The sequence below is a fragment of the Streptomyces sp. NPDC030799 genome (assembly GCF_055572255.1).
This window is the reverse complement of sequence record NZ_JBVIDS010000004.1, coordinates 400,698-414,519: the sequence shown is the minus strand read 5'-3', so window position 1 is coordinate 414,519 and position 13,822 is coordinate 400,698. Positions and strand designations below refer to the sequence as shown.

Genomic DNA, 13,822 nt, shown 5'->3' with positions numbered 1-13,822 from the left:
GGCATGATCTCCCCTCTTCTGCACGACGACCCGCACACCGTCGGCCCGTTCCGGATCCTCGCCCGCCTCGGCGGAGGCGGCATGGGCACCGTCTACCTGGCCCGTTCGACGGGCGGCCGCACGGTCGCGGTGAAGACCCTGCACACCCGCCTCGCCGCGGACACCACGCTCCGGACGCGTTTCCGGCTGGAGACGGACGCGGCACGCGTCATCGGCTCAGAGCACGGCGCGGCGGTCGTCGATGCCGACCCCCAGGCACCGACCCCCTGGCTGGCGACGGAGTACGTCCTCGGTCCGCCGCTGGACGCAGCCGTGGAGGGGAGCGGACCACTGCCGGAGCCGGCCGTGCGCGCCCTCGGCGCGGCCCTCGCCGCCGGGCTGGAGCAGCTCCACCGGTCGGAGGTGGTGCACCGCGACCTGAAGCCCTCCAACGTCCTGGTGACGGCGCAAGGACCGCGGATCATCGACTTCGGCATCGCCCGGGCCTTCGGCGACGAGCACCTGACGAACGTCGGCAGCGCCATGGGAACGCCGGCGTTCATGTCGCCGGAACAGGCGGCAGGCCTCGAACACACGGCGGCGGGGGATGTGTTCGCCCTGGCAGGGGTGCTGGTCTTCGCCGCCACCGGCATCGGCCCGTTCGGCGGCGGGGCCCCCACCGACCTGCTGTACCGCGTCCGGTTCGGCGAGCCGGACCTAGGCAGGGTCCCCCAACCGCTGCGCCCGCTGCTCGCCCGCTGTCTGGCCAAGGATCCCTCCCAGCGCCCGTCCACCACCGAGCTGCGAACCGCGCTTGCTGCCGACGGCGTCCCGGGCGACCACCGCGGCTTCGCGGACCTGCTGCCCGACGCGGTGCTGCGGGAGATCGCCCGGCGCAGCGACGAGGTGTGGCGCGAGCCGCCGCACCGCCTGCCGCCACCGGTGCCCGCCGAGGCGCCGGGGGCCGAGCCGGCCCCTGCACCGGGCGTCTCGCGACGCCGGCTGCTGGCCGTGGCCGGGGGCGCTCTCCTGGGCGGCGGCATTCTCGGCGGCGGAGGCTGGGCCCTGCTCGGGAGCTTCGGGGACGACAGTGGCAAGAAGAAGGACGCCGTCGACCGGCCCAAGCCTCCGGCGGCGCTCTGGAGTACCGCGCTGTGGTGCCCGGACTCCGGCGGCGAGGTGATGGCGGTCGGCCGGAACCTGGCGATGCGCGCGGGGATCGTGCTGTGCGGCGTCAACGCCGAGTCGGGCAAGGGGACCTGGCAGGCGAGCATCGAGGACATCTGGCGGTCGGCCACCGACGGAACCCGCGTCTACGCCCTGCGGCGTTACCAGGACGCGGCGGCGCTGGCGGTGTGCGAGGTGGCGCAGACCGACGGCCAACTGGGCAAGCCCCTGGTGGAGCTCTCCGCGTTCGCCGGCAAGGAGCAGTACAACCAGCTGCTGTGCGTGGACGGCGGCGTCGCCTACCTGGTGGCCAAGGCCGCTTCCGGCGGGCGCTGGTACCTGGTCGCGGCCGACCTGGGCACCGGCAGGGAACGCTGGCGCAGCCCGGTGGACGGGCCGCAGGCCCAGGGAGCCCCACCCGCGCTGTGCGGCACCGTGGTGGGGTCCCGGGTGGTGCTGTGCGGGAGCCCGGCGACGGACTCGAAGTTCCTCGGCCTCTCCGTGCACGACAAGGGCAGCGGCCGTCGACTGTGGGAGTTCTCCGAGACGTACGCGGGCACCCCGCCGTCCCGTCTGGTCACCGACGACCGGAACCTCTACCTGGGCGCGGACGCCCTCACCGCCCGCAGGCTGTCCGACGGCGAGCTGGAGTGGATCGTGGGCATGGGGCAGGCCGGCGGCGACAGCGGGAGCGGGGAGCGACGGTACGGCGCGCCCGTCGTCCAGGACGGCGTCGTCTACTGCACCGACGGCGACCGGGGACTGATCGCCGTCGACGCGCTCTCCGGCACCATGAACTGGCAGGAGAAGGGACTGGCCGGCCGGAAGAGCCTGCGGGACGTGGCCCCGGCGATCGGCAAGCGGTACGCCTACTGCGCCGACGACAAGGGCGTACGCGCCGTCGACCTGCGGGCCCGCCAGGCCGTCTGGACGTACGAGGCCGAGCCCGTCGTCCTGACCGCCGACCCCAAGGGCGGCCGTCTCTACGTCCGCCAGCAGAAGCGGACCATCGCCCTCCCACTCGCCTGAGCACCCGCCCGTCACGATCCAGGAGACGACCACCCGTGAAACCCCTCGGCCAGGGAGACCCGCTGCGCCTGGGCCCCTACCGCCTCCACGGCGTCCTCGGCGAAGGCGGCATGGGCAAGGTGTACTTCGGAGCGGACTTCTCCGGACGCCCCGCCGCGGTCAAGGTCCTGCTGCCGGAACTCGCCCACGACGGACACCTGACCGAGCGGTTCCTCCGGGAGGCGCGCACCGCGCAGGCCGTCACCAGCGAGGGCGTGGCGCGTGTACTCGCCGCCGAACTGGAGGGCGGCAGGCCGTGGATCGCCACTGAGTTCCTGGCAGGACCGACGCTGGACGACGCCGTCGCGTGCTTCGGGCCGCTCGACGACACGGCCGTGCGGGAGCTGGCCCGGTCACTGGCCCGCACACTCCAGGACGTGCACGCCACAGGACTCGTCCACCGGGACGTGAAACCCCCCAACGTCGTCCTCACCTCGCGCGGCCCCCGCCTGATCGACTTCGGCATCGCCCGCCCCGAACACGGCCTGACCCTCACCCGCACCGGACAGATCCCGGTCACCCCCGGCTACGGCGCGCCGGAACAGGTGCTGGGACAGCGCGTCGGACCCGCGGCCGACGTCTTCTCCCTCGGCGCCGTCCTCGCCTTCGCCGCGGGCGGCCGGCCGGCGTACACCGGTGCGGAGATCACGGCCGTCCTGTACGAGGTCGTGCACGGCAATCCCGACCTGGGGGCCGTTCCTGAAGGCCTGCGGTACCTGGTCGCGCCCTGCTTCGCCAAGGACCCGGCGGCACGCCCGCTGCCCGCCCAGGTCGCCGAGGCCGCGGCGGCACCGCCTCGGCCCGGACGGCTGTGGAAGTCCGGGCCGTTGGGGGCGGAGATCCGGCAACGGGAAGAGGCGGCCCGCCGCCTGACGGCCCGTACGGCCGGCTCCTCGCCCACCCCGCAGGACGGTACGGCCGGCGGTGCTCCCCGTTTCACCCGGCGCCGGCTGCTGAGCGCCGCCGGCGGCGGCGTACTGCTGGCCGCGGCGGGCGGCGGCACCGCCTGGTGGCTCAGCCGTGCTGACGCCCCGTCCGACCCCTTCGACATCCCGCCGCCGGCAAAGGTGCAGGCCGCGCCGCTCGGCTCCGCCGACGGCTCCCCGAAGCCGCTGTGGGGCCCCTTGCAGGACGTGGCCGACGCCGGGTCGCCGCCACCGCTGCCGGTGCGCGACGTGGTGGTGTTCGCGGCCGCCGGCGGCGGCGTCGCGGCGCGCCAGGTCACCGACGGCCGGGAACGGTGGCGGATCGACGCCGCGAAGACGAGCGCCGGCTACCTCTCGATCGGGGACCGCCTGGTGGCCACCGCCGACGGCGAGGGAACCCTGCGCACCTGGGTCGCCGCCACCGGATCACCCCGCTGGACGGTGGACGCGCAGGTGGGTGTCCTGCTGGCCGCGGACGCCCATGCCGTCTACCTGCAGACCACCGACGGCCGACTGCGCTGCGTGGGGACCGACGGAAAGGTGCGGTGGACGAAGCGGCCGCCGGTGCCGCTCTCGGGCGGCCGCCCCGCCGCGGCCCTCGGCGCCGGCCACCTGGTGTTCTGCACACAGACGGGCGACGTGGCCGCGGTCCGCGCCGAGGACGGCACCCGCGCCTGGATCCGCAAGGGGCAGGCCGCCGGACCGCTACGGCCCGCCATCGACGGCGGAACCGTCTATCTCGGCGGCCGCACCCTGGCGGCGGTGGAGGTCGGCACGGGCCGCCAGTTGTGGTCCCGGAACCCGCTGCGGCCGCCCAGGAACGGCGTCGACGGGTGGGGCCCGCCCGTGGTGGCCGGCGGCGTGGTCTACGCGCTGGACTGCGCAGCACTGCGCCCGCTGCGCGCCGACGGCAGCCAGGCCGCCGACCCGGTGATCGTCGCCGGCGTGGCCCCGCCGTGGCAGCCGCCGGCCGTCCAGGGCAACAGCGTCTGGATCGTGGAGAGCGAGGAGACCGGGGTGAGCGGCCTGCCGCGCTCCGGAGAGGGTGACCCCCAGACGTACGCCCTCGCCGGTGGCCTGCCCCGCTCCCTCGCCGCCGACGGCAACCGCGTCTTCGTCCTCAATCACGCGACGCTGCTGGCGCTGCCGGTGTACTAGGTCTGATCGGAACGTGCCGGTCACAGCCGCTCGTTGAGGACCGCGACCAGCACGGCCGGTGACCCTGCCGGAAATTCGGTGGCGTCCGAGTGTGCGCGCATCTAGGGTGGGGATCGCTTCGGGCAGCGGCTGTCGGCCGCTGCTGTCGACCGAGTGAGGAACGGGAGGTGTGACCGATGGCTGTCTCTGTGACGGGCGCTGCCCGCAACCAGAAGTTCATCCACTCCACCTCCGTGGCCTCCGGCTGACCTCACTCTTCTCCCGCGCCCGTGAGCGCGGCGCCGAGGCCACCCTTGTGAAGGGTCCTCCCTTGTCTTTCTCCTCTCTCGCGGGCTCGTCCTCGCCTTCCTCGCATCCTCTCGCCCCGTACGGCTGGGACGAGGGCTGGGAAGCCGAGTTCGCTCCCCATGCCGAGCAGGGCCTCCTGCCCGGCCGTGTCGTACGGGTCGACCGCGGCCAGTGCGACATCGTCACCGCCGGCGGGGTCGTCCGCGCCGACACCGAGTTCGTCGTGCCCCGCGACCCGATGAAGGTCGTGTGCACGGGCGACTGGGTCGCCGTCGACCCGGACGGCGACCCGCGGTACGTGCGGGCGTATCTGCCACGCCGCACCGCCTTCGTGCGCTCCACCTCCTCCAAGCGGTCCGACGGGCAGATCCTCGCCGCCAACGTCGACCACGCCGTCGTCGCCGTGTCGCTCGCCGTCGACCTCGACCTCGGCCGCATCGAACGCTTCCTCGCCCTCGCCTGGGAGTCCGGTGCCCAGCCCGTCGTGGTGCTCACCAAGGCCGATCTGGTGCCCGACCCGGTCACCCTGGCCCACCTGGTGCAGGACGTCGAGACGAGCGCGCCCGGTGTGCCGGTGCTCACCGTCAGCGCCCTGCACGGCGAAGGGCTCGATGTCCTCGTCGCGCTGGCCGGTTCCGGTACGTCCGTGCTGCTCGGCCAGTCCGGCGCGGGCAAGTCGACGCTGGCCAACGTGCTCGTCGGCGCGGACGTCATGGACGTGCGGGCGGCACGGGACGTCGACGGCAAGGGCCGGCACACCACGACTACCCGCAACCTGCTCGTCCTGCCCTCCGGCGGGGTCCTCATCGACACGCCCGGACTGCGGGGCGTTGGCCTGTACGACGCCGAGAGCGGCGTCGGCCAGGTGTTCGCCGAGATCGAGGAACTGGCCGAGCGGTGCCGTTTCCACGACTGCGCGCACGACAGCGAGCCGGACTGCGCGGTGCGCTCCGCGGTGGAGCGCGGGGAGCTCGCGGTGCGGCGGCTGGAGAGCTACCGGAAGCTGGTGCGGGAGAACCAGTGGATCGTGGCGAAGACGGATGCGCGGGTGCGGGCGGAGCTTCGGCGGGACTGGAAGCGGAAGGGGGCCGCAGGCAGGGCCGCGATGGAGATCAAGCGAGGCCGTCTCCGTTAGGTTCCCGGCCGGCGGCCCGGGCGGGCGAGGCGGGGACCCCGAAAACCCTTCGCACCCGCTCGCCCCGCCCGGTACGGTGCGTGTTCCGGCGGCGAAGAGCTCGACGGCTTCGCGCACGGACGCCCGGGAATCCCGACGCTGAGAGCAGGTTCGTCCATGGCATGTCGTATCAGTGAACTCGTGCTCGGTTGCCACGACCCCGAGGTGCTGGCGCGGTTCTGGTGCGAGGTCCTGGACTTCGTCGTGCTCGGTCGCGAAGACGACGGCAGTATCGAGATCGGGCCGCGCGAAGGCTTCGGCGGCGCGCAGCCGACGATCTTCCTCAGCCGCAGGGACGAGCCGGAGCCGGGCAAGTCCCGGCTGCACATCGACGTCAACGCCACCGACCGCGATCAGGACGCCGAGCTCGAACGCCTCCTGAAGCTCGGGGCGCGCCCGGCCGACATCGGCCAGACCGGCGAGGAGCAGTGGCATGTTCTCGCCGACCCCGAGGGCAATGAGTTCTGCCTGCTCAAGGCCCGCCTCAACCCGCTCTGACGGTGCGGAGCGCGCCGTAGGGGCCGGCGACGGTGCATGGTCCGGCGGCGCGCTCCCGAAGCCCCCATCGCGACGTCCGAATCCCGCTGGCCCCGTCTTCCTCCCCGACCCACACTGGGACACGTGATGGACGAAGACACCAGGTACGAGGCGGTGCGGAGCCGGGACGGGCGGTTTGACGGAGTCTTCTTCTTCGCCGTCGAGACCACCGGGATCTACTGCCGGCCCAGCTGTCCGGCGGTGACGCCGAAGCGCCGCAACGTGCGGTTCTTCCCGACGGCCGCCGCCGCGCAGGGCTCGGGGTTCCGGGCCTGCCGGCGGTGCCGGCCGGACGCGGTGCCGGGGTCGGCGGAGTGGGATGTCCGGGCGGACGTCGTGGGACGGGCCGTGCGGCTGATCGCCGACGGTGTCGTGGACCGCGAGGGCGTCGCCGGGCTCGCCGCGCGGCTCGGGTACAGCGCCCGGCAGGTCCAGCGGCAGCTCACCGCAGAGCTCGGCGCCGGGCCCGTCGCGCTCGCGCGGGCGCAGCGGGCGCACACGGCGCGGGTGCTGCTGCAGACCACCGGCCTGCCGGTCACCGAGATCGCGTTCGCGTCCGGGTTCGCCAGCGTGCGGCAGTTCAACGACACCGTCCGGGAGGTGTACGCCTCGACACCGACCGAGCTGCGGGCCGCCGCCCACCGCGGCCGGGGCGGTGCGCGGGGCCGGGGCGTGCGCAGGCCCACGCCGGGCGCCGGGATACCGCTGCGGCTCGCCCACCGCGGGCCGTACCAGGCGGGCGCCGTCTTCGACCAGCTCGCCGACGAGGCGGTAACCGGTGTCGAGGAGGTTTCCGGCGCGCCGGGCGACCGGACCTACCGGCGCACGCTGCGGCTGCCGTACGGCACCGCGATCGTCGCCGTCGAGGAGCGCACCGGGGCGCCGAGGGCCGGGACCGGCACCCGTCCGGGCGGCTGGCTCGACGCGCGGCTGCATCTCACCGACCCCAGGGACCTCACCACCGCCGTACAGCGGCTGCGGCGCCTGTTCGACCTCGACGCCGACCCGTACGCCGTCGACGAGCGGCTCGGCGCCGACCCGCGGCTGGGCCCGCTGGTCGCCGCCCGGCCCGGACTGCGTTCGCCCGGCACCGTGGACCCGCTGGAGCCGGCGGTCCGCGCCCTGGCCGGGCGGGAGGGCGCCGAGGAGCTGGTGCGCCGGTACGGCAAGGTGCTCGACGCGCCCTGCGGCAGCCTCACCCATCTCTTCCCCGAGCCCGCCGCCCTCGCCGGGGCCGAACCCGGCGGCCCGCTCGGCGCGCTGGCCGCCGCCGTCGCCGACGGCACCGTACGGCTGGATCCGGGAGCCGACCGGGACGATGCGCAGCAGGCCCTGCTCGCCCTGCCCGGCATGGATCCGGCGACCGTCGCCGCCCTCCGCGTGCGCGCCCTCGGCGATCCGGACGTCGCCCCGCCCGGCGCGCGGGTGCCCGACGACTGGCGGCCGTGGCGCTCGTACGCCGTGCAGCATCTGCGCGTGGCAGGGGAGTGGCGCCGATGACGACCGTGTACTGGGACCGACTGGACGCTCCCGTGGGCCCGTTGCTGCTCACCGCGGACGCGGACGGGGCGCTCACCTCGCTGTCCGTGCCCGGGCAGAAGGGCGGGCGGACGGTGCGGGACGGCTGGCGGCACGACACCGGTCCGTTCCGCGCCGCCGCGGACCAGCTCGCCGCCTACTTCGCCGGTGAACTCACGGAGTTCGGGCTGCCGTTGAGCGCCCACGGCAGCGAGTTCCGGCAGCGGGTGTGGGCCGCGCTGGACGAGGTGCCGTACGGCGCCACGGTCACCTACGGCGAGATCGCCGCGCGGATCGGCGCACCGCGTGCGGCGGTTCGCGCCGTCGGCGGAGCGATCGGCGCCAACCCCCTGCTGATCGTTCGCCCCTGCCACCGGGTCATCGGTGCGAACGGGGCGATGACCGGGTACGCGGGCGGCGTCGAACGCAAGGTGTGGCTGCTGACCCTGGAGGGGGCGCTCGCCGCCGGTACGCCCTAACTCCCCTCCGTGGCGCGGAAGATCCGGTCCAGGTGGTAGGTGAGGACGGCGGTGGCGGAGTCCGCGTCCCGCTGGCCGACCAGGACGCCGGTGCCGAGCCCCGCGGACATGGCCAGCAGCCCGGCCGCCTCGGTGCGGGGGTCCACCCCGGGCCGCAGCAGCCCGGCGTCCGCCGCCTGCTGCAGCAGCCCGGTCACGGTGGCCTCGGCGGCGTCCGGCTCCTTGATGAACGGCTGGGCGGCGAGGGCCTCGTCGGTCACGGAGAGGACGGCGTACGAGGTGTAGAGGTGGTGGAAGACGCGGCTCTCCTCGTCGACCGGCAGAGCCGCCGACAGGAGCGCCTCGATGACCGTGCGTGGCCCCGGATCGTCGCCGGCCGCGCGGACCCGGGCGGTCACCCGCTCCCCGAACTTCCCTGCCAGGTGGCGCAGTCCGAAGAGCAGCAGCTTCTCCTTGGACTCGAAGTAGTACTGCACCAGCCGAAGTGACACACCGGCCTCGGCCGCCACGTCGCGCATCCCCACGGCATGCAGGCCGAGCCGCCCGGCGGCCCGGATCAGGGCCTCCGCGATCTCGGTCCGCCGTTCCGCGTGATCCACACGCTTGGGCATCGTCCCTCTCCGCTCTGCGCTCCGTGATCTCCGCCTCTCCCGGTTGATGATACAGCCGTACCATCAACGTGGTACGTTCGTATCACAAAAAACGTCGAAGGACGTCGAAGACCGTTCCAGACCGTTCAAGACCGTCTGCCCGGAGGTGGCCGTGCCCGAGCCCGCAAGTGCCCGTCCCCAGCCCGACATCGGCCGCTACGTCAGCGACGCCTGGCGCGAGCGCTACTTCGCGGCCTGCGACGCCGTCTACGCGCTGGGTGCGCCCGCGTCCTGGGAGGAGGACGTGGAGACGTCGTACGGGACCACGCACGTCTACCGTTACGACCCCGAGGACCCGGCCGCCCGTGAGCGCACCCCCGTCGTCCTCGTCCACGGCGCCGGCTCCTGCTCCGCCATGTGGTACCCCAACACCCCCGCCCTCAGCGCCGAACGGCCCGTCTACGCGATCGACACCCCCGGCGACCCCGGCCGCAGCGTGCAGCGCGCACCCGTCCACGAGCCCGAGGACGCCGCGCGGTGGCTGGACGAGACACTCGCCGGGCTGGGGCTGGACCGGGTGCACCTGGTCGGCTCCTCGTACGGCGGGTGGCTCGCGCTGAACCAGGCCCACCGCGGACCGGGACGCCTGGCCTCGGTCACGCTGCTCGACCCCGGCGGCCTGGAGAAGGTGGGGCTGCGTTTCTTCGTGTGGATCTTCGTCAGCCTGTTCGCGACCTTCGCCCCCAAGCGGTTCCGGCCCCGTCTCGCGTCCTGGCTGGAGCAGCCGGTCCTGGTCGTGCCGGAGCTGCGCGCCATGGTCAGGGCCGGAGTGCGCGCCTACCGCATCCGCCGGCCCGTGCCGCAGCCCCTGACCGATGCCGAACTGGCCACCATCCGCACGCCGTTGTACCTGATGCTGGGCAGGCGCAGTCTCTTGGTGCACCCGGACCGGCAGGCCGAACGCGTTCCCCGCCTGGTCCCCGGCGCCAGGGCCGAGATCATCTCCCGCACCGGCCACGGACCGCAGATCGACCACGCGGAACAGGCCAACCACCTGATGCTGGACTTCATGAACTCCGCCGAACGCGACCAGCCGGCGGTGCGCTAGCTGACCTCCGGGCCGGCGGTGGCGTGTGAGTCGGCGGTGACCGTGCGCGCAGATGCTGCGACGCCGGATTCGTGTGGTCCGCCTCGCTGCATCCGGGGATGACGATCGCCCAGCACGCACGCCCGTGCCCCCGCGCATCGGCTCCGCCCCCTGGGACAGCCGGCCGAAGCCCGTTGCGCCGAGCGGGTGGACCGCCGTCGAAGGTGCGGTGACACGGCCCGGCCGTGTGGCACGGTCTGCTCCGACGAGTCACGGGGAAGGACGGGTGCGGAGATGGCCGAGGTCCGACGGGCCCTAGCGGTGCTGTTGTTGGCGGTACTGCCCGGCACGGCGGCGCCGGCCGTCGCGGAGCCGGCGCCGCCGCCCTGGACCGGCAGCTGGGAGACCGCGCCGTCGGGCACCGCTGCCGCACTGCCCGGCGCAGCCGTCCGCAACGTCGTCCATCTGAGCGTCGGCGGCACGGCCGTGCGCATCCGGCTCAGCAACCGTTTCGGTACCGCGCCCCTGCAACTCGGCGCGGTCACCGTCGCGTTGCGCGCGGCCGGTCCGAACGCCGTACCGGGCACCCTGCGCACCGCCACCTTCCAGGGTGCCGCGACCGTCGCCGTCCCGCCCGGCCAGGACATCGTCACCGATCCGGTGCCGCTGTCCGTCCCGGCCGCGGCCGACCTTCTCGTCACCGTGTACACCCCCGGCGACAGCGGCCCCGCGACCTACCACCAGACGGCGCTGCAGACCAGCTACGTGGCCCCGGCCGGGGCGGGGCGGGCCACCGACGAGAACGGCACCGCCTACACGACCGCCATCAGCCGCTGGTACTACGCCACCGGTGTCGACGTCCTCGGCGGCGCGGGCAGCATCGTCGCGTTCGGCGACTCCCTCACGGACGGAAACGGTTCCACCCCCGACACCAACCACCGCTGGCCCGACCGGCTCGCCGAACAGGTGCGCGCGGGCCGGCTCGGCGTCCTCAACGCCGGTATCGCCGGTAACCGTCTGCTGCACGACGGCGCCGGCCCGAGCGCCCTCGCCCGCCTGGACGCCGACGCCCTGGACCGGTCCGGGGTACGGGTCCTGGTCGTCCTGGAGGGCATCAACGACATCAAGGGCACACCGACGGCCGACGACGTCACCGCGTACGCCGACGCCTACCGCACGCTCGTGGCCCGCGCCCACGCCCGGGGCGTCCGGGTCATCGGCGTCACCCTCACGCCGTACCGGGGGTTTTCCGCGTACACCGACGCCCGCGAGGCGGTACGGCAGCAGGTGAACGCGTTCATCCGCACCGGCGGCGCCTTCGACGCGGTCGCCGACGCCGACGCCGCCCTGCGCGACCCCGCCGACCCGACCCGCCTGCTGCCCGCCTACGACCCCGGCGACCATCTCCACTTCAACGACACCGGGATGGCAGCGATCGCCGACACGGTCCACCGGGCGCTCGCCGGCGTACCGCGGTGATACCGGTTTCCGGCTCCGTGTTCCGGGCGCCGGACTCCGGTGAGCAGTGGCTCGGGGGTCTTTCGGCGCGGTCCGCAAGGACGCGGGATCCGAGCCCGAGCGCATCGTCCGCGCGGCGAGGCCATCGCCTCGCACCGAGCGCCATCCCGGGCGGCGAGCCCCCGCCGGCCCGGGCGCCCCGGTGGTCGCCCGCCGTCATCTGCCGCTTGCCGTACGGCTGTTCACCCCCTCACTCGACGCGCCGTACGACGCGGCCGGTGCGCCGGATTTTCCCGATGACCCGTTTTCATACGGCCCGTGCGGTGGACAATGAGCGGCATGAGCCAGCAGGGGGGAAGGCCCGCCCGTCCTGAGGACGACTGGTGGGGACAGCTGTACGACGACTCCACCGAGGACACCGGACCCACGGCCGCGGCCGATTCCCTGGACGACCGGTTCGCCTCCGCGAAGCGCACGCTGACGGGCCGGCCGGGCACGGCAGCGCCACGCGAGCCGGGACCGGGCACGGGCGGCACCGCCGCCGACGCGGTCACCGGCGCCGACGCGCCGGACCGGGGGGACACTTCGGGGAGCACGCCTCCCGGCCGGACCACACTGCCGCCCCAACGCACTCCCTGGGAACCGCCCCCGGCCCACCAGGAACCGCCCCGGCCGACCCACGGCCACCCCCCCACGGAACCCCCGGCGCAGACCCTGACGGCATCCGCCACCTCACCCAACGCCCGGCCCCCACAGGCTCCGCCCGCGCCGTCCGGGCCGCAGGATCTCCCGGCGCCCTGCGAACACACCGCGCAGGATCAGGCCCCTGTCCCACTCGCCGACCCGCTCACCGGTCGGCCCGCGGAGGACGCGCCCGAGACCGCCCCGCCCCCTGAGCCGGAAGCTCCGTCCGCGCCCTCCTCGCCGCCTGCCGGACGCACCGGGCACAACCGGGCTCCCGCCTCGCCCGCCGCCCCGCCGGCCGACTGGTCCGCGCAGGACGCGCCCGAGACCGCCCCGCCCACTGGGCCGCAGAGTCTCCCGGCGCCCGCCCCGCCCCCTGAGCCACAGGACCTCCCGGCGCCCGCCTCGCCCCCCGAACCGCAGGACTGCCCGGTGCTCCTCTCGTCTCCGCACGCGCCCCCTGCCGACACCACCTCCGACCCGTCCAGGCTCACCCTGCCCGCCTCCTCACCCATCGCCCCGCCGCCGCCCCCCTCTTCCCTCGACTACGTCGGCTCCGGGCCGCCCACCTACGACCCCGAGCCGACCGCGCTGCCGGTCGCCGATCCCGAGGGGCTGGGGGAGCTGGTGGCGGACACTGTGCTGGACGGGGCCCGGTACGGGGCGTGTGCGCTGCGGGCCGTGTCGTTGCGGGGGGACTCGGCGCGGTACCGGGGCGAGCCGCGGCGGGACTCGCTGCTGACCGCCCGGTTCGGGACGGGGGAGCACGCGCTGCTGCTGGTCGCGATGGCGACCGGGGTGCGGGGCACGCCGGTCGCGCATCTCGCGGCGGCCGAGGCGTGCCGGTGGATCGGGCGCGCCGTGGGCCGCAGCCATCACCGGCTCGTGGCGGACATCCGGGCCGCCCGGCGTGGCGACCTGAAGGCGGGCCTGCACCGGCTGACCGACCGCAGTCTCGGCAAGCTCCGGGCGAGCGCGGTGGAACAGGGCGTCGATCCGGAGGAGTACACGGCCGGCCTGCGCTGTCTGCTGCTGCCCGCCGACCCCGACTGCCGTACGCGTGTGTTCTTCGGCGTCGGCGACGGCGGGCTGTTCCGGCTGCGGGACGGGGAGTGGCAGGACATCGAGCCGGGCGTCACGCCCGACGACAACAGCGGTGCGCCCGCCGCAGGCTTCGGCTCCCCATCGGAAAGGTCCGCGAAAACGTTTGCCGAGACGCCCGAGGGCGACCGGCTCACCATGGATCTCGGCATCCCGACCCCGCAGAGCCCGTACGAGCCGGCGCCGGAGCCGCCGCGCGAGCCGTTCCGGTTCCGTGCCTCGGTAGCCCGCCCGGGTGATGCGCTGGTGATGTGCACCGCGGGCCTCGCCGACCCGCTGCGCGGCGAGGCCGCCCTCTGCGCCTATCTGGCCCGCCGCTGGTCCGGCCGTACCCCGCCAGGGCTCGCCGCGTTCCTCGCCGACGCCCAGGTGCGGGTGAAGGGCTACGCCGACGACCGTACGGCGGCGGCCGTGTGGGAGGCATGACCGCTTGCCCCGTGCATCCATGGGTGCATGGCCAGTGGCCCGCCGGCGGCCTGCGCAACGTACCGCGGCCCTGAACCCGCCCGAAGAGGAGCGGATTTCGGCCACTTTCACGGCGTGTGACGGTGTGCCGCCGGCCGGTGCCGGACGCATCTGCCTTGCTGTCCCGGGGCGTCCGTGGCGCC

10 protein-coding genes are annotated in these 13,822 nt (G+C 74.6%); 9 read left to right on the top strand and 1 reads right to left on the bottom strand.

What is annotated here, in order from left to right; genetic code table 11:
* The first annotated feature begins 3 nt into the window (after positions 1-3).
* The 6 genes from ACZ41I_RS12790 (at position 4) to ACZ41I_RS12765 (ending at position 8,294) form a co-directional block, all read left to right on the top strand.
* Positions 4-2,175, top strand: coding sequence for a protein kinase domain-containing protein (locus ACZ41I_RS12790; RefSeq protein ID WP_468514042.1), 2,172 nt, complete (start codon positions 4-6; stop codon positions 2,173-2,175).
* 35 nt (positions 2,176-2,210) lie between these two features.
* The gene (locus tag ACZ41I_RS12785) at positions 2,211-4,298 is read left to right on the top strand and encodes a protein kinase domain-containing protein (RefSeq protein WP_468514041.1); all 2,088 of its coding nucleotides are present in this window, start codon (positions 2,211-2,213) and stop codon (positions 4,296-4,298) included.
* Positions 4,299-4,608: 310 nt separating this feature from the next.
* Positions 4,609-5,721, top strand: coding sequence for a ribosome small subunit-dependent GTPase A (gene rsgA, locus ACZ41I_RS12780; RefSeq protein WP_468322915.1), 1,113 nt, complete (start codon positions 4,609-4,611; stop codon positions 5,719-5,721).
* A 156-nt stretch (positions 5,722-5,877) separates the two neighbouring features.
* The gene (locus ACZ41I_RS12775; protein WP_363217640.1) at positions 5,878-6,258 is read left to right on the top strand and encodes a VOC family protein; all 381 of its coding nucleotides are present in this window, start codon (positions 5,878-5,880) and stop codon (positions 6,256-6,258) included.
* A gap of 126 nt (positions 6,259-6,384) precedes the next feature.
* Positions 6,385-7,797, top strand: a complete 1,413-nt coding sequence (locus tag ACZ41I_RS12770; protein WP_468322988.1) for a bifunctional transcriptional activator/DNA repair enzyme AdaA — start codon at positions 6,385-6,387, stop codon at positions 7,795-7,797.
* The gene (locus tag ACZ41I_RS12765; protein ID WP_468514040.1) at positions 7,794-8,294 is read left to right on the top strand and encodes a methylated-DNA--[protein]-cysteine S-methyltransferase; all 501 of its coding nucleotides are present in this window, start codon (positions 7,794-7,796) and stop codon (positions 8,292-8,294) included. The genes ACZ41I_RS12770 and ACZ41I_RS12765 overlap by 4 nt, the downstream gene beginning before the upstream one ends.
* On the opposite strand, the gene ACZ41I_RS12760 is transcribed toward ACZ41I_RS12765, so the two are convergent.
* A complete protein-coding gene (locus ACZ41I_RS12760; protein ID WP_363217638.1) occupies positions 8,291-8,905 on the bottom strand; it encodes a TetR/AcrR family transcriptional regulator in 615 nt (204 codons plus the stop codon). The two genes, ACZ41I_RS12765 and ACZ41I_RS12760, sit on opposite strands and share 4 nt — an antisense overlap.
* Positions 8,906-9,056: 151 nt before the next feature.
* Between ACZ41I_RS12760 and ACZ41I_RS12755 the strand changes: the two genes are divergently transcribed.
* The 3 genes from ACZ41I_RS12755 (at position 9,057) to ACZ41I_RS12745 (ending at position 13,640) form a co-directional block, all read left to right on the top strand.
* Positions 9,057-9,992 carry an alpha/beta fold hydrolase gene (locus ACZ41I_RS12755; protein WP_468514039.1) on the top strand — a complete coding sequence of 312 codons (936 nt, stop codon included), beginning with the start codon at positions 9,057-9,059 and terminating at the stop codon, positions 9,990-9,992.
* 273 nt (positions 9,993-10,265) lie between these two features.
* Complete coding sequence (locus ACZ41I_RS12750) at positions 10,266-11,450, top strand: SGNH/GDSL hydrolase family protein (RefSeq protein ID WP_399772881.1); 1,185 nt, start codon at positions 10,266-10,268, stop codon at positions 11,448-11,450.
* A 318-nt stretch (positions 11,451-11,768) separates the two neighbouring features.
* Positions 11,769-13,640: a protein phosphatase 2C domain-containing protein gene (locus tag ACZ41I_RS12745; RefSeq protein WP_468514038.1), complete on the top strand. Its 1,872-nt coding sequence runs from the start codon at positions 11,769-11,771 to the stop codon at positions 13,638-13,640.
* Positions 13,641-13,822: the final 182 nt, after the last annotated feature.